Here is a 14,681-nt window from a genome sequence, read left to right as displayed (position 1 = left end):
GCGCTCAGCCTGCGAGGAACGCGGCCGCTCCCGGTGGGAGGGGCGCGGGGCCGCGCGTGTAGATCTCGGCGGGCCTGCCGGTCCCGACGACGGCCATGTCGCCGGTGTGCTCGAGCGCGGGCATCACGTGCCGGCGGAACGAGTCCTTCGGGAGGGGACGGCCGAACACCACCTCGTAGACCCGGCGGAGTTCGAGCACCGTGAACGTGTCGCCGGCCAGGCCCGACGGGTCGACGGACCGCGCGTACCGCTCGCGCAGGTCGGCGACGGCGAGGGTGACGACGTCCGCGTGGTCGAACGCGAGGTCCTGCGTCACCCGGTTGCCGTCGACGGGGATCAGCAGCGCGTCGCGGGGGAGCGCCGTGCGCGGCAGCGCCGCACCGTGCGTCATCGACAGCACCCACCCGCGGTCGTCGCGGCCGGGGTCGTCGAACATCGCCAGCTGGTGGAACTCGGCACCCGTCAGGCCGGCCTTGATCCGCAGGCACCGCTCGGCGGCGTCCCGCAGTCGCTCGCCTTCGTGTAGGAAGGTGCCCGGGAGTGCGAGCCGGCCCGAACGGTGCGGAACCACAAGCACTTTCAGCTCGGCGCCGTCGACGGTGAGGACGGCGACGTCGACCGCCACGGACGGCCGCGGGTAGTCGAGGAGGCTCTTGCCCTCGGGATCGGTCGATGCGGCCACGGAGCACATGTTAGCGCGCGGTTGATCTATATCGCGTTCGAGCGGCCCTGCCTGCGCATCGTTGGTAGTTTGGCGAGAGATTCCCGTACGCGCTGCGTGAGGAGATTCGGCCGTGGATGTCGAGAAGTCCGGCGACACACTCGTCGTCCGCGCCCGGGACGGCGACGTGCGCGGCTATCCCGAAGGCGACGTCTACGCGTGGAAGGGCATCCCGTTCGCCGCCGCCCCCGTCGGCGATCTGCGGTTCCGGGCGCCGGCCCCGCCGACGCCGTGGCAGGGCGTGCGCGACTGCGTCGACTTCGGCCCGATGGCCCCGCAGGGCCACGGCACCGCCGTCCCGATCGACGCCGGACTCGAGATGGACGAGGACTGCCTGTCGGTCAACGTGTGGGCACCCCGGCCCGACGGCACCCCGCGGCCGGTGATGGTGTGGATCCACGGCGGTGCCTATTGCCTGGGAACCGCAGCTCAGGGCATCTACAACGGGCGGATCCTGTCCACTCTCGGCGACGTCGTGCTGGTCTCGTTCAACTACCGGGTGGGTGCGCTCGGCTTCCTCGACCTGTCGTCGTTCTCGACGGCCGAGCGGGTGTTCGAGACCAACTGCGGGCTGCGCGACCAGGTCGCCGCGCTCGAATGGGTGCGCGAGAACATCGCGTCGTTCGGCGGTGACCCGGACGAGGTGACGGTGTTCGGGGAATCGTCGGGAGCCGGGTCGATCACCACGCTGATGACGTGCCCGAGCGCGGACGGGTTGTTCCACCGCGCGATTGCCCAGAGCCCACCCGCCACATCGGTCTACGGCAGCGAGCGGGCGGCCACGGTCGCGAAGCAGTTCCTCGACATCCTCGACGTGGAACCCGCCCGGATCGACACGCTGCTGCGCCTCCCGTACCGCACGGTCATCGAGGCCAGCGACACGCTCGTCAACGAGGTGCCGACGAAGATCCCCGGCACACTCGCCATGGCGCCCGTGGTGGACCGCGACTTCCTGCCCCGCTACCCGGTGGCCGCGTTCCAGAAGGGCTACTCCCACCGCATCCCCCTCATCATCGGTTCCAACAAGGACGAGTCGTCGATCTTCAAGTTCATGAAATCTCCTCTGCTGCCGGTCACCTCGGATTCGGTGCAGGAGATGCTGCGGGCGATCGCGACCGATCACCCGGAACTGCCCGCGGCCCGCCTCGCCGACATCCTGTCGGCGTACCCGGACCGCGGGAAACCGAAGGGCGCACTCGCGATGTCCCGCGACGCCGCGTTCCGGATGCCCGCCCTGTGGGTGGCCGACGCCCACAGCAGGCACTCGCCGACGTGGATGTACCGGTTCGACCAGGCCACGCCGATGCTCAAGGCCGCACGCATCGGAGCCGGGCACGCCACCGAACTCCCGTACGTGTTCGGCAATTTCGACACCCTCAACATCGATCCGACGTTCTGGCTCGGCGGCCGGAAGACGGCGCTCGAGGTGTCGGGCCGGATACAGCGCCGGTGGCTCGCGTTCGCGCGGCACGGTGTCCCCGCCGCCCTGGACGGGTCCAAGCACTGGGCCCCCTACGACGAGGAGAACCGCTCCACGTTGCTGATCGACGGCGCAGACACCCTCGTGAAGGACCCGGACCACGAGATGCGGGTGGCCTGGGGCAACGACGTCATGGGCTTCAACTGACCGGAACCTTCTCGTCCAGTTCCTTCAGCACGGGCAGCGCGAAGCACGCCAGCCCGATGATCAGGACCGGGATCGCGAGCACGAAGAACGTCGGCTGGATTCCCCACTTGTCGAGGATCGGGCCGGCCAGCAGGTAGCCCAGCGGACCCGCCGCATAGGCGGTGGACGTCATGACCCCGGTGACCCGGCCGCGCATGTGCTCCGGACTGCGAGTCTGCATGGCGTAGTTGGCGATCGGGCCGACCGGACCGAACACCAGACCCTGCAGGAGGGCCAGCGCCAGGATCGCCCACAGCGGCGGCAGGAACGCCATCGCGACCATCGCCGCGCCCAGCACGGTCACCGCCACCACCATCAGCAACCGGCGCGACACGAACGGCGCGAGCGGTCCGTACGCGAGGGCGCCCACCACGCCGCCGATGCTGAGCGCCATCAGAACCGAGCCCAGTTGCGCAGGTTTGTCGAGTTCGGTGAAGTACACCGGGAACACCACCGATTCGACCGGCATGTACAGCGCGACCACCGCCATGTCCACGAGCGCGATCGTGCGCAGGAGCCGGTTGTGCCACACGAACTTCAGCCCCTCGAGCGTGCCGTGCCAGATGGACGTCGGACGCGTGGCGGTGTCGGGTCTTCCGGCGTTCTCGAGACGCAGGAACGCGATCGTCGCCACGGACAGCACGAACCCGGCGGCGGCGACCCACAACGTGTTCACCGCACCCATGGTGGCGATGAGGACACCGCCGATGCCCGGGCCGACGAGATACGCCACGTTGTAGTTGGCCTCGTAGAGGCTGTTCATCCGGTCGAGTGACCACCCCGCGGACTTCGTGGCGGCGGGCAGCATCGACTCCCTCGCCGCGATGCCGGCCGGATCGAATGCGGCGCCGATCGCCGCGAGGACGGCGATCGCCGTGACGGTGAGGCCCGTCGTGGTCGCGATCACCGGGATGGCCGCCACGGACAGCGCCGACAGGCAGTCGGAGATCAGCGACGTGCGGCGTCGTCCGAACAGGTCGACGAACGTGCCCGCGAACAGGCTCGACAGCAACAGCGGCAGGGTGGCCGCGCCCGCGACGATCGCGGCGTCCGATGCGCGACCGGTCTGTTCGAGCACGAGCCACGGCAGCACGACGATCACGATGCCGTTGCCCGTGGAGGAGAACAGCGTCGCGACGTTCAGGAGGATCAGGGGCCCGAACCGGCGAGTCACAGCCGTCTCGGTGGCGGTCACGGCAGGGGTCCTCTGGTCGGCGCGGTCGGTGGTCCTTCGACGCTAACAGCGAGGTCGTGGCCACCGCGAGCGAATTCTCGGCCGCTACTGGTTGCGTTGCAGAGTCAACTCGGCGAGCGTGCGCGCACCGTCGCACGGGTCGCCCGTCCCGGACCGTTGCTGCACCCACCACGTGATGACACCGGAGTACGCGGCGGTGATCCCACACGTCGCCGAATCACCCGGCCGCCGGGCGCTGAACGCCGACGTGCCCACGATCGTCGTGGTCTCCACCTGATAGCCCAGCTGGTCCGCCACCGCCCGCTCCCGCTGCAACGAGTTGTTCTCGAACCAGCCGAACGTGACGTCGATCGATCCGGCGGCGGACGACACCGTCCACATGCACACCGCACCGTAGAAGTACTGGTCGACGCCTGCGCCGTGCAGTGTCTCCACGATCTTGTCGTTGGGGACGGCGTCGCATTCGCGCAGGAGCTTGTCGAACTGCGGCGAGCCGCCGTCGTCGGAGGAGGCGGCACCCTCGGGCAGGGGAGTGCCCGTGACGGAGGTGCCGCAGCCGGCCAGCACAATCGCCGACGCGACCGCCGCGGCGAGTCGCCGGCGGCCGGTCATCTGGCCTTCTCCAGCGTCAGCCGGCCGAGCGCGGTCGGTGCCTCGCACGGATCGGCGGGTGCACTGCCCGCTCCGTAGCGGACCAGCCAGTGCACGAAGTCGGAACCGGTGCCGAGCGCGACCTCGCAGAACCCGACGTTCTGCGACGAAAACCCGCGATGCCCGGCGATCTCGAGGTCGTTGACCTCGTGACCGATGCCCTTGGCCACCGACCGCTCCCGGTCGATGGGGCTGCCGCGGTACCAGGTGAACATCACGTACCGTTCGCCGCCGTCCGCTTCCCACCGGCACTTGATGCCGTTCCGCGACACCGGGGTGAGCCCCGCGATCCCCGCCCGCTCGTACACCTCGGCGTCGGTCAGCGAGCCGCATTCACCCACGAACGGGCCGGGCTGCACGGCCACCGAGGTGGTCGGCGCGGATGCCGGATCGGTGTCCGAACCGCCGCCGGAACCGCAACCGGCCAGCACGACCGTCGCGGCGAGAAGACACGTCGCGCGGACGGCCGGGCGGAGCGGATCAGACGAGCTCCGCATAGCTCGGATTCTCGGCGATGTACTTCTCCACGTACGAGCACGACGGGATCACGGAGAGCCCACTGGACTTCGTGTCGTCGAGGGCGGCCTTCACCACCACCGCCGCCAGACCCTGCCCGCGGAACTGCGGGTACGTCACGGTGTGGTGGAAGTCGCGGGCGCCGTTCCGCTCGAAGTAATCGGCGTATCCGGCCAGCTGGCCGTCGAGGTAGATCTCGAACCGGGATTCCGACACGTCGTGTTCCACCGTGGCCGCCACAGATCGCTCCTCTGCTCGTGTGGCGTGCGCGCTGTCCCGCGCACGCTGTCACTCGCAGATTACGTCAGTCCGCGAGGTTGGTGCGCAGCAGCATGACGTTGTAGTCAGACCAGGTGGTGGCCAGGAAATACAGGTCGGATCCCTTCGACCACGGGTGCATGTACGCGCCGTACAGCTCGGGCACGTCCCGGCTGCTCACGAGCACTTCGGGTTCGCTCCAGCCGGATTCGAGGTGGTCGGACCGGCGCATGACCACCGAGTTGCCGGCATCGGTGTACATCGCCACGAACTGACCGAGGTATTCGTTGAACTGCACCGACAATTCGCTGACCGGTCCGGGGATCACCGGTGCGGCGACGGTGGCGTTGGCCTTCACCCACGCCTTGCCGTCCCAGTACTCGTACAGCGTGAGGTTCCGGATGTCCGCCTCCCTGACCCGCGACAACCGGGCGTCGCCGGACCGCCCGGACGGGGTGCCGAACGCGTAGACGAATCCGTCGTGCTTGACGTACGAGCCCATCTGGAAGTTCTCGGCGCCCGTGCCCGGCACGTTGGGCCGCAGCGTCAGGGGATCGGTGATCCAGTTCTCGCCGTTGTCCACGGAGTACGCGATGCCGGACGCGTTGGTGTCCCACTCGCCGGGGGCACCCCAGCTGCGTACCGACATGTAATCGATGTACTGCGTCGCGGCCGGTCCCTCGCCGACCGAGATGCCGGTGGTGGGGATGACGGTCTGCTCCACGCCCGGGATCTTCTTGCTCTGGATGATCTCCTTGGAGTGGTTCGGCGCGTCGACCGGGGAATTGTCGATGCCCATCCCGTCGGTGAGGTCCTTGTCGGAGCTGCGCAGCAGGATGTTGCTGCGCCAGTCGCCGACCAGACCGCACAGCGGGTTGTCGCTCAGCCCGACGGTGTCACCGAACGCGGTGAGGATCTCGCCTCCGCCGTTGTCCCACATGATGCCGAGGTCGGTGCCGAGCACCCGGAACCTGCCGATCGTGTCGTTGGGGCTGCGGGGCCCGGTGATGTGTGCGATTGCCTGAGTTTTGCCACGCAGCTCGGGTAGGCGGCCGTCGCTGCCGTTGAGCCAGGGAATGGGGTTGATGCCCTGGCCAGAGCCACTCGATCCGAGGCTGCCGGTTCCGCCGAGGCACGGCGCCGCCGTCGCGACAGGGGGCGTCATCGTGAAAAACGTGCAGGTGGAAGCGAGTAGGGCGGGCATCGCCAGGGAGGCGACACGGCGGAGTCTGGTCACGAGCGCACCTCTCTGCGACGAGTCGAGTTCGGTCCGGTCACGCTAGCAATACCTCACCTGTCACACCAGTCCCCTGGGTAACCATTGGGTATCGCATCCGCCCTGGGTAGCTACAGGATCGCTCCGGGGTTGAGTATCCCCAGCGGGTCGAGTGCCGTCTTGATCCGCTGCGTCAATTCCATGACGTCCGGGCCCAACTGGTCGGGCAGCCAGGCCTTCTTCAAGCGGCCGACGCCGTGCTCGCCGGTGATCGTGCCGCCGAGAGCGAGTGCGAGGTCCATGATCTCGCCGAAAGCGAGGTGGGCGCGCTCGGCCATCGCGGCATCCTCGGGGTCGAACACGATGAGCGGGTGCGTGTTTCCGTCGCCGGCATGGGCGATCACCGCGACCATCACGTCACGCTCGCGGGAGATGGCGGTGATTCCCTCCACCAGCGCAGGCAGTTTCGGCAGCGGCACCCCGACGTCCTCGAGGAGCAGGCTGCCCAGTCTCTCGACCGCGGGGATCGCGAATCGTCTTGCCGCGGTGAATGCTTCGCCCTCGTCGGGGTCGTCGGTGGTGAAGACCTCGGCCGCGCCGTTCGCCGTGCATGCGTCCGCCATGACGGAGATCTCTTCGGCCGCAATCGCTCCGGGGGCGTCCGAACGGGCGATGAGCATCGCCTCCGCCGTCCGGTCCAGGCCCATCTTCAGTGCGTCCTCGACGGCGCCGATCGAGGTGCGGTCCATGAACTCGAGCATCGACGGTCGCAGGGTGCGGGTGATGGCCAGCACGGTGTCGGCGGCCGCCTGCACGGAGGCGAACGACGCGACGAGGGTGCTCGCAGGCGGCTGGGCCGGAATCAGCCGCAGCGTGGCTTCCGTGACGATGCCGAGCGTGCCCTCGCTCCCGACGAACAGCTTGGTCAGCGACAGGCCTGCCACGTCCTTCAGGCGCGGCCCGCCGAGGCGCACGTCCGTCCCGTCCGCGAGGACCACCCGCAGCGCGAGGACGTAGTCGGTGGTGACGCCGTACTTGACGCAGCACAGCCCGCCCGCGTTGGTCGCGACGTTGCCGCCGATCGAGCACATCTCGAACGACGACGGATCGGGCGGGTACCAGAGGCCGTGTTCGGCGGCCGCGGCCTTGACCTCGGCGTTGAGCAGCCCCGGTTCGACGACGGCGATCCGCGTCACCGGGTCGACCTCGATCCGGCGCATGCGTTCGGTGCTGACCACCACGCTGCCCGCTACGGCGGTGGCGCCGCCGCTGAGCCCGGAGCCGGCGCCGCGCGGGATCACGGGGACGCGGTGCTCGGTCGCCCAGCGCATCACCACCTGGACTTCCCCGGTGGTCGTGGGGCGGGCGACGGCGAGGGGAAGGACGGCGTCGGGATCGCGCGCCCAGTCCTGGCGGTAGGACGCCAGGACGTCCGGATCGGCGACGAGGCAGCCCCGGGGGAGCGTGCTCGAGAGCGCCGCGAGTGCGTCGTCGGTGACCGTCATCGTGACTCCTGGAATGCGGGTGTCGGGGACCTCGACGGTAGCCCGGCGCACGACGAGTGTCCTCGAATTGGTCATTCGTCCAACTGAACCGATTCCGACCGGATTTCCCGGATATCGCTCCAACCTGGACGTTCGGTGTAGAAGCGACACCCCATTAGCCCATCCGTTAGTTACTTACGCGTAGGAGTCTCACGATGTGGGATCAGGGGGGTGAATTTTTTCGGGGGGTCCACCGATGGGCTATGCAACCGTGCCCGGAGGGGAAAATGCAGGTAGGGGCGTCCCGCGAACCGGGCGGACCCGGACAAATCGGGTGTAACACAGGTCACAATCGCCACTCTGTTACCGGATCGTATCGACCAGGCAATGCAAAAACCCACTTCTACGGGTTAGCGTCTTGCATCGTCAAACACCGGCGAGGCGTTACACCCAAACGGAGATTCTCACGAAATGTGAGCCAGAACACCGTTGGGGCCGGGTTTTGCCGCACCGACCCTGGAAGGACCCGCACCGATGAATGCACTCCACCGAGATCCCAGCAGCTACATCTCCGCGATGTTCTCGTACGAGTTCCTTGATGGTGGTATCGACTACGACTCCATCGAGCAGATCCACCGTGGCGAGTTCGACGAATGGATCTTCGCACTCGCCGGTTCGGGATTGTTCACCAACGAGGAAGTCCGGTCGATGGTCCAGGAATGGCGCCTGAACCCGAAGACCCTCCTGAACACGCTCCTCGCCGACGCGGACGAAGTCACCGCCAAGCGCTGCGAGGTCACCTGGGCCGCACTCGACCGCGTCGCCCCCTTCACCCCGTCCGTGCCGGTCGCCGTCTTCGGCTGACGGCCTTCCCGCCGCAGGGCTCGCCGTCGTCAGACGAGTTCGGTTCGATCCCCGTTCACGACGATCGCCTGATCGTCCGTCAAGGTGCGGTACTCGATGCCGGCGAGCCTCAGGGCGTCGACCGTGCGCCGAACGGCGGCCGCGTCCTCCAAGGGCACCGCGTTCTCGGCCCCTGGAAGCTCCGCAGGCGGGTGATGCGGCACGATCGCGAAGCCCACCATCCCCAGTCCGTCCCAGCGCGGCTCCACGCCACAGGTCGCGACCACCTCCGCCGGGTCGTCGGAGGAGTCGAGACCGTGCAGCGTCGGAGTCATCACGCACGCCCCCGCGCTGTAGCCGGCGTACACGAGCGAATCGCTCGCCAACAGTTCCGGGATCACCCGGTCCGCCCCACTCCGGGCCATCTGCGCGCGCAGCACGAACGTGTTCCCGCCGCGCACCCAGACCATGCCGAAGGCGCCGAGCCGCTGCCTCAGCGCGGCCGCACGCGGCTGCCCGTCGTCACCGACGTAGTCGCGTAGATCCACCTCTTCCGCGGTGAATCCCAGGCGCGTCAGCGGCATCACGTCACTCACGACCGCGGATGTCCGCGCCGCCCGCGGCCACGCGTCCGCCGCCGCCGCGATCACCCCGACGCGCCCCGGACGGCCGACGAGCGCCAGCAGCGGCGCGGGGTCCGCACCGAACCGGTACGAGGACAGGAATAGGCGCACCGCGGTCAGATCGTGAACGCGAGGTTGTCGACGATCCGCTTGCCCGCGTCGGTGTCGCCGCGCAACGCGATCTCGTCGCGGTGGTCCGCGGCCGTCGTCCTGCCACCCGCCAGGCGGGTGAACAGCCGGGAGTCGAGAGTCACCGTCGTGGTGGCCTCCGACGGCAGTTCGTCGACCACCGCGGCCCTGCCGTCGACGGCGATGTGGATGTTCCGCGCGAGCGGACCGGTCAACTCGAGCGTGATCCTCGACCCGTCCGGAGCCTTGCCTCGCTTGCCGACGAGGAACGCGACGGCGCCTGCGATCTCCGCGAACGCGGTCTCCCCGCGCAGGCCGCCCTCGTCGCCGGGCAGCCCGAGCGCGTCCCGCAGGTCGAGCTCGTGCATCCAGCAGTCGAACACGCGGATACGCATGAACCGGAGATACGGCGCCGGCCCGACGGGTGTGGTGGTCTCGGCCGCGAACATCTCGTCGGTCATCTCGCCGAGTTCCGACCGCCTGCGGGCGACGATCATCCGGAAACGCTCGAGCATCTCGGGGCCGGAGCACCCGCGCAGGCCCTCGACCCACTGCTCGTTGAACGCGCCGATCTCGTTGCGGACGTGGGCGAGGCCGCGGACGTCGATGGTGGTGTGCGGCGCGGAGATTCCGGCGAGCAGCGACTCCGTGCCGATCAGGTGTGCGGTCACGTCGTGCACCGTCCACCCGGGCAGCGCGGTGGGCGTGAACCACGCGTCGCCGGACAACGAGGACAGAACGTCGTCGAGTACGTCCCATTCCTCGAACAACGCGTCGAGGATCGGTTCCTTCTGTAGGGCATTCACGGGTCGTACGCCTCCCTTTTGCCTCAACTCTAGGACCTTCCGCCGGACAGTCCGAGCATTTTCGCCGCGGACGGGCGAATGCGCCGGTGAGAGCGTCGAAGGCCTCCCCGTCCGGGGTTCGGTGTGGTAGACCGATGGTGAGAATCTCCATTAACAAAAGGAGTGCGGATGTTCCCTGGAAACTTCGTGGCGACCACCCCGGACAAGCCCGCTGTCATACGTCCCTCGACGGGGGAGCGGCTGACCTACCGGGAGCTGGACGAGCGGTCCACCCGCCTCGCACGGCACCTGCGCTCGCTCGGCCTGAAGGTCGGCGACCACCTGGCGCTCGTGTCGAGCAACGACCTCCGGGTCCTCGAGGTGTACTGGGCGGCGCTGCGATCCGGGCTGTACATCACCGTGGTGAACTGGCACCTCACTCCGGAGGAAGCCGGTTACGTCGTCGACGACTGCGGAGCCGAGGTGCTCATCGTCTCCGCCGACGCGGGCGGCGCCGTGCCCCGCGACCCGAGTCAGCTGCCCCGCGTCCGCCACCGGCTCGTGTACGGCGGTGCGCTGGACGGATTCGACAGCTACGAGGACGCCGTGGCGGCGCAGTCGGCCGAACCGCTCGATTCGCAGCCCCGCGGGCAGGACATGCTGTACTCGTCGGGCACCACGGGCAGGCCCAAGGGGATCAAACCCACACTCCCCGAGGGGGAAGTGGACACGACGACGGACCCGTACACCGCGGTGTTCGCCCCGATGTACGGATTCGATTCCGACACCGTCTATCTGTGCCCGGCGCCGCTGTATCACGCCGCGCCGCTGCGCTTCTGCGGCACCATCACCTCCGTCGGCGGCACGATCGTCCTGATGGACCGTTTCGACGCCGAGGAATCGCTGCGGCTCATCGAGGAGTACCGGGTGACCCACAGCCAGTGGGTTCCGACGATGTTCGTCCGGATGCTCAAGCTGCCGAAGGACGTTCGCGACAAATTCGACGTGTCGAGTCTGAAGGTGGCGATCCATGCGGCGGCGCCGTGCCCGCCCGACGTGAAGCGGTCGATGATCGACTGGTGGGGTCCGGTCGTCCACGAGTACTACGCCTCCACGGAGGGCGCCGGTGCCACGTTCATCGACAGCGCCCAGGCGCTCGCCAAGCCCGGGTCGGTGGGCCACGACGGGGTCATGGGCATCGTCCACATCTGCGACGACACCGGCGCGGACGTCCCCGTCGGCGACGTCGGAACCGTCTACTGGGAACGGGAGGAGCGACCGTTCGAGTATCACAACGACCCCGCGAAGACCGACTCCGCGACGCACCCCGACCACCCGACGTGGACGACGAGCGGCGACATCGGCTACATCGACTCCGACCGCTTCCTGTACCTCACGGACCGGGCCGCGTTCATGATCATCTCGGGTGGAGTGAACATCTACCCGCAGGAGTCGGAGAACGTTCTCACCATGCATCCCAAGGTGTTCGACGTCGCGGTGATCGGCGTACCCGACGAGGAGATGGGCGAACAGGTCAAAGCCGTCGTCCAACTCGTCGACGGGGTGGAACCGTCGGACGCCGTCGCCCACGAGCTGCTCGACTACGTGCGGGAGCGGGTCAGTCACTACAAGGCGCCCCGCAGCATCGACTTCTCCGACGACCTGCCGCGCACCCCCACCGGCAAACTCGTCAAGCACAAACTCCGCGCCCGGTACCTGAACGCCGGCTGAACCCCGACCGTCACCTGTCCCGTGCCGTACCGCAGCGCGGGCAGGTGCTCGCGCTGCGGTCGGTGAGGAACAACCCGCAGTCGGGGCACACGCGGTCGAGCCAGCAGACCGGGTCGCCGCCGAGGTCGCCGTCCGGCTCGGCGAGGGGGACGGCCTCGTCGCCGGGAGACGTCACAACCGATCCAGCATGTATTCGGCGAGGACCTCGGCATGACTGTGACTGACGTCCTTCGTCGCGGTGAGCAGAACGATCGGCCGCCCCTGCGCCAGTTCCTGCACCCGTGCGACCGCCTTCCGGCCGGTCGGCGAATCGAGCTCGTGGACGTACCGCTCGCGGAACTCGCTGAACGCGGCGACGTCGTGCGAGTACCAATGACGCAACTCCGTCGACGGCGCCAGGTCCTTGGCCCAGTCGTCGAAGTGGAACGCGTCCTTGCGCAGCCCCCGCGGCCACAGCCGGTCCACGAACAGTCGCAGTCCGTCGCCCTCGGTCGGATGGTCGTAGACCCGCTCGACGATCACCGGCGGATCCGCGGTGACGTCCTCCGCGCTCCGTTCCTTCGGTTTGCTCATGGCCGAACCTCCGCTTCCGTGCGGCTGTCTACCGTCAGACTACGACGAATCGCCCTGTGATCGGGTTCACAAACGAGCAGAAAGATCTGTGAGAACGACTGTTCGGACTCGATTCAGACGCGTACGCACGGACTTCTCTGTTCCCTACGTCACGCGATCTCTGGCTACTATCAGCTAACTCAGTCGAATCGGGGGAATTTTTTTCCGCTCATCATCGGTTGATCGCCGCTCGTCGCGGCACACACACCATCTACCGCAGGAAGTCGATACATGGATACATCGCAGAGCGCGTCCACTGCGCGCCCGACGATCGGTGTCGTTCGGGAGTCGAACGACGGTGAGCGTCGGGTGGCGTTGGTGCCGAAGGTTGTGGCGTCGTTGATCGCCAAGGGCGTCGACGTGGTGGTCGAGTCGGGTGCCGGGTTGGGCGCGTTGATTCCGGACGAGTTGTACAAGGACGCGGGGGCGACGATCGCCGATCCGTGGTCGGCGGATGTGGTCGTGAAGGTCGCGCCGCCGTCGGACGAGGAGGTGGGCCGGTTGCATGCCGGGCAGACCCTGATCGGGTTCCTCGCCCCCCGCAACCAGGACAACCAGGTCGCCGCGCTGAAGGCGGCCGGGGTGGCGGCGTTCGCCGTCGAGGCGATCCCGCGGATCTCCCGCGCCCAGGTAATGGACGCGCTCTCGTCGCAGGCGAACGTCTCCGGCTACAAGTCGGTGCTGCTGGCGGCGTCGGAGTCGACCCGGTTCTTCCCGATGCTCACCACCGCCGCGGGCACCGTCAAGCCGGCGACGGTGCTGGTCCTCGGGGTCGGGGTCGCCGGCCTGCAGGCGCTGGCCACGGCGAAGCGGCTCGGTGGCCGGGCCACCGGCTACGACGTGCGCCCGGAGGTCGCCGATCAGGTCCGGTCGGTCGGTGCGCAGTGGCTCGATCTGGGGATCGACGCCGCCGGTGAGGGCGGCTACGCCCGGGAGCTGACCGAGGCGGAGCGGGCGGCCCAGCAGCAGGCGCTCGAGGACGCGATCAAGGGTTTCGACGTGGTCATTACCACCGCCCTGGTCCCGGGCCGCCCGGCACCGCGTTTGGTGACCGCGGCCGCGGTGGAGGGCATGAAACCGGGATCGGTGGTGGTCGACCTGGCCGGCGAGACGGGCGGCAACTGCGAGCTCACCGAACCCGGTCGGACCGTCGTCAAGGCTGGGGTGACGATCTGCTCGCCGCTGAACCTGCCCGCGTCCATGCCCGAGCACGCCTCCGAGCTGTATTCGAAGAACATCTCCGCGCTGCTGGAGCTGATGCTCGTCGACGGGGCGCTGGCCCCCGATTTCTCGGACGAGGTCCTGGCCGCGTCCTGCGTCACCCGTGAGGAGGGTGTGTCCTAGATGTATACCGAATTGTTGGCGAACATCGCGATCCTGGTGTTGTCCGGGTTCGTGGGGTTCGCGGTGATCTCGAAGGTCCCGAACACGTTGCACACCCCGCTGATGTCGGGGACGAACGCCATCCACGGCATCGTGGTGCTCGGCGCGCTGGTGGTGCTCGGGAAGGTCGACAACCCGCCGTGGGGCCTGCAGGTGATCCTGTTCGTGGCCCTGGTGTTCGGAACGATCAACGTGGTCGGTGGTTTCGTGGTGACCGACCGGATGCTGGGCATGTTCAAGTCCAAGCCGGCTGCCCCTGCTGCTGTGTCTGAGAAGGGTGGGGACCGGTAATGGAGTACCTCGTCAACGTGCTCTACATCGTGGCGTTCTCGATGTTCATCTACGGTCTGATGGGTCTGACCGGCCCGAAGACCGCGGTCCGCGGCAACCAGATCGCCGCGGTCGGCATGGGCGTGGCCGTGGTCGCCACCCTGATCTCGATCCGGGACACCTCCAACTGGGTGCTGATCGTGTCCGGTCTGGTGATCGGTGTGGTGCTGGGTGTGCCGCCGGCGCTGCGGACGAAGATGACCGCGATGCCGCAGCTGGTGGCGCTGTTCAACGGTGTCGGTGGCGGCACCGTCGCGCTGATCGCGTATGCGGAGTTCCTGGACTCGGACGGGTTCACCGCGTTCGCCCATGGTGAGTCGCCGACGGTGCACATCGTCATCGCCTCCTTGTTCGCGGCGATCATCGGGTCGGTGTCGTTCTGGGGCAGCGTGATCGCGTTTTTGAAGCTGCAGGAAACCCTGCCCGGACGGCCGATCGGCATCGGCCGGTTGCAGCAGCCGCTCAATGCGGTGCTGCTGATCGGTGCGGTCGTGTTGGCGGTGGCGATCGGGGTCAAGGCGATCGACCCGGCCGGACC

General features: G+C 68.2%; 17 protein-coding genes. 6 read left to right on the top strand and 11 right to left on the bottom strand.

Annotation, left to right across the window (positions count from 1 at the left end; translation table 11 throughout):
* Positions 1-4: 4 nt before the first annotated feature.
* Positions 5-682: an NUDIX hydrolase gene (locus tag ACFU5V_RS39285; protein WP_378706369.1), complete on the bottom strand. Its 678-nt coding sequence runs from the start codon at positions 680-682 to the stop codon at positions 5-7.
* A gap of 112 nt (positions 683-794) precedes the next feature.
* Here ACFU5V_RS39285 and ACFU5V_RS39280 point away from each other — a divergent pair, with 112 nt between their 5' ends.
* Positions 795-2,348, top strand: coding sequence for a carboxylesterase/lipase family protein (locus tag ACFU5V_RS39280; protein WP_378706368.1), 1,554 nt, complete (start codon positions 795-797; stop codon positions 2,346-2,348).
* Here ACFU5V_RS39280 and ACFU5V_RS39275 read toward each other — a convergent pair.
* The 6 genes from ACFU5V_RS39275 to ACFU5V_RS39250 form a co-directional block, all read right to left on the bottom strand.
* Positions 2,341-3,582, bottom strand: a complete 1,242-nt coding sequence (locus tag ACFU5V_RS39275; protein WP_378706366.1) for an MFS transporter — start codon at positions 3,580-3,582, stop codon at positions 2,341-2,343. The genes ACFU5V_RS39280 and ACFU5V_RS39275 overlap by 8 nt on opposite strands.
* An 84-nt stretch (positions 3,583-3,666) precedes the next feature.
* Positions 3,667-4,194 carry a DUF3558 domain-containing protein gene (locus ACFU5V_RS39270; protein WP_378706364.1) on the bottom strand — a complete coding sequence of 176 codons (528 nt, stop codon included), beginning with the start codon at positions 4,192-4,194 and terminating at the stop codon, positions 3,667-3,669.
* Entirely contained in the window at positions 4,191-4,730 is a 540-nt protein-coding gene (locus tag ACFU5V_RS39265; RefSeq protein WP_378706362.1) for a DUF3558 domain-containing protein, read from the bottom strand. The genes ACFU5V_RS39270 and ACFU5V_RS39265 overlap by 4 nt, the downstream gene beginning before the upstream one ends.
* Positions 4,714-4,989: a GNAT family N-acetyltransferase gene (locus tag ACFU5V_RS39260; protein WP_012688515.1), complete on the bottom strand. Its 276-nt coding sequence runs from the start codon at positions 4,987-4,989 to the stop codon at positions 4,714-4,716. Before ACFU5V_RS39260 ends, ACFU5V_RS39265 begins: the two co-directional genes overlap by 17 nt.
* A gap of 64 nt (positions 4,990-5,053) precedes the next feature.
* The gene (locus ACFU5V_RS39255) at positions 5,054-6,172 is read right to left on the bottom strand and encodes a DUF4185 domain-containing protein (protein WP_378706360.1); all 1,119 of its coding nucleotides are present in this window, start codon (positions 6,170-6,172) and stop codon (positions 5,054-5,056) included.
* A 182-nt stretch (positions 6,173-6,354) separates the two neighbouring features.
* Positions 6,355-7,728, bottom strand: coding sequence for an FAD-binding oxidoreductase (locus ACFU5V_RS39250; RefSeq protein WP_378706447.1), 1,374 nt, complete (start codon positions 7,726-7,728; stop codon positions 6,355-6,357).
* A 513-nt stretch (positions 7,729-8,241) separates the two neighbouring features.
* On the opposite strand from ACFU5V_RS39250, the gene ACFU5V_RS39245 reads away from it, so the two are divergent.
* Positions 8,242-8,571 carry a hypothetical protein gene (locus ACFU5V_RS39245; RefSeq protein ID WP_011594545.1) on the top strand — a complete coding sequence of 110 codons (330 nt, stop codon included), beginning with the start codon at positions 8,242-8,244 and terminating at the stop codon, positions 8,569-8,571.
* Positions 8,572-8,600: 29 nt separating this feature from the next.
* On the opposite strand, the gene ACFU5V_RS39240 is transcribed toward ACFU5V_RS39245, so the two are convergent.
* Both ACFU5V_RS39240 and ACFU5V_RS39235 read right to left on the bottom strand, forming a co-directional pair.
* Positions 8,601-9,284, bottom strand: a complete 684-nt coding sequence (locus tag ACFU5V_RS39240) for a Type 1 glutamine amidotransferase-like domain-containing protein (RefSeq protein WP_378431635.1) — start codon at positions 9,282-9,284, stop codon at positions 8,601-8,603.
* A 5-nt stretch (positions 9,285-9,289) separates the two neighbouring features.
* Positions 9,290-10,108: a maleylpyruvate isomerase family mycothiol-dependent enzyme gene (locus tag ACFU5V_RS39235; protein WP_378706358.1), complete on the bottom strand. Its 819-nt coding sequence runs from the start codon at positions 10,106-10,108 to the stop codon at positions 9,290-9,292.
* Between the two features lie 168 nt (positions 10,109-10,276).
* On the opposite strand from ACFU5V_RS39235, the gene ACFU5V_RS39230 reads away from it, so the two are divergent.
* Positions 10,277-11,818 (top strand): AMP-binding protein, encoded by a 1,542-nt coding sequence (locus ACFU5V_RS39230; RefSeq protein ID WP_378706356.1) that lies wholly within the window; start codon positions 10,277-10,279, stop codon positions 11,816-11,818.
* Positions 11,819-11,828: 10 nt separating this feature from the next.
* On the opposite strand, the gene ACFU5V_RS39225 is transcribed toward ACFU5V_RS39230, so the two are convergent.
* Together ACFU5V_RS39225 and ACFU5V_RS39220 are read right to left on the bottom strand one after the other, a co-directional pair.
* Positions 11,829-11,993: a hypothetical protein gene (locus ACFU5V_RS39225; RefSeq protein ID WP_378706355.1), complete on the bottom strand. Its 165-nt coding sequence runs from the start codon at positions 11,991-11,993 to the stop codon at positions 11,829-11,831.
* A complete protein-coding gene (locus tag ACFU5V_RS39220) occupies positions 11,990-12,391 on the bottom strand; it encodes a DUF488 domain-containing protein (protein ID WP_072945947.1) in 402 nt (133 codons plus the stop codon). The genes ACFU5V_RS39225 and ACFU5V_RS39220 overlap by 4 nt, the downstream gene beginning before the upstream one ends.
* Before the next feature lie 270 nt (positions 12,392-12,661).
* Between ACFU5V_RS39220 and ACFU5V_RS39215 the strand changes: the two genes are divergently transcribed.
* From ACFU5V_RS39215 to ACFU5V_RS39205, 3 genes are all read left to right on the top strand, one after another.
* On the top strand, positions 12,662-13,774 hold the full coding sequence (locus ACFU5V_RS39215; RefSeq protein ID WP_378706353.1) for a Re/Si-specific NAD(P)(+) transhydrogenase subunit alpha: 1,113 nt from the start codon (positions 12,662-12,664) through the stop codon (positions 13,772-13,774).
* The gene (locus ACFU5V_RS39210; protein ID WP_378706351.1) at positions 13,775-14,104 is read left to right on the top strand and encodes an NAD(P) transhydrogenase subunit alpha; all 330 of its coding nucleotides are present in this window, start codon (positions 13,775-13,777) and stop codon (positions 14,102-14,104) included. It begins immediately after the preceding gene.
* Positions 14,104-14,681, top strand: a 578-nt coding sequence (locus tag ACFU5V_RS39205) for an NAD(P)(+) transhydrogenase (Re/Si-specific) subunit beta (protein WP_378706349.1), incomplete at its 3' end; no start/stop codon positions are given. The genes ACFU5V_RS39210 and ACFU5V_RS39205, both read left to right, overlap by 1 nt.

Origin of the sequence: Rhodococcus sp. NPDC057529 (genome assembly GCF_042802055.1) — a bacterium.
In the GTDB taxonomy this organism is placed as follows: Bacteria; Actinomycetota; Actinomycetes; order Mycobacteriales; family Mycobacteriaceae; genus Rhodococcus_F.
The sequence above is the reverse complement of the archived record's forward strand: the minus strand, read 5'-3'. Positions and strand labels throughout refer to the sequence as shown.

What these genes read in the sequence shown, in the direction of transcription:
- ACFU5V_RS39270 (WP_378706364.1), bottom strand. Translation starts at nt 4,194, where the DNA reads ATGACCGGCCGCCGGCGACTCGCCGCGGCGGTCGCGTCGGCGATTGTG.
- ACFU5V_RS39265 (WP_378706362.1), bottom strand. Translation starts at nt 4,730, where the DNA reads ATGCGGAGCTCGTCTGATCCGCTCCGCCCGGCCGTCCGCGCGACGTGT.
- ACFU5V_RS39255 (WP_378706360.1), bottom strand. Translation starts at nt 6,172, where the DNA reads ATGACGCCCCCTGTCGCGACGGCGGCGCCGTGCCTCGGCGGAACCGGC.
- ACFU5V_RS39250 (WP_378706447.1), bottom strand. Translation starts at nt 7,728, where the DNA reads ATGACGGTCACCGACGACGCACTCGCGGCGCTCTCGAGCACGCTCCCC.
- ACFU5V_RS39245 (WP_011594545.1), top strand. Translation starts at nt 8,242, where the DNA reads ATGAATGCACTCCACCGAGATCCCAGCAGCTACATCTCCGCGATGTTC.
- ACFU5V_RS39230 (WP_378706356.1), top strand. Translation starts at nt 10,277, where the DNA reads ATGTTCCCTGGAAACTTCGTGGCGACCACCCCGGACAAGCCCGCTGTC.
- ACFU5V_RS39220 (WP_072945947.1), bottom strand. Translation starts at nt 12,391, where the DNA reads ATGAGCAAACCGAAGGAACGGAGCGCGGAGGACGTCACCGCGGATCCG.
- ACFU5V_RS39215 (WP_378706353.1), top strand. Translation starts at nt 12,662, where the DNA reads ATGGATACATCGCAGAGCGCGTCCACTGCGCGCCCGACGATCGGTGTC.
- ACFU5V_RS39210 (WP_378706351.1), top strand. Translation starts at nt 13,775, where the DNA reads ATGTATACCGAATTGTTGGCGAACATCGCGATCCTGGTGTTGTCCGGG.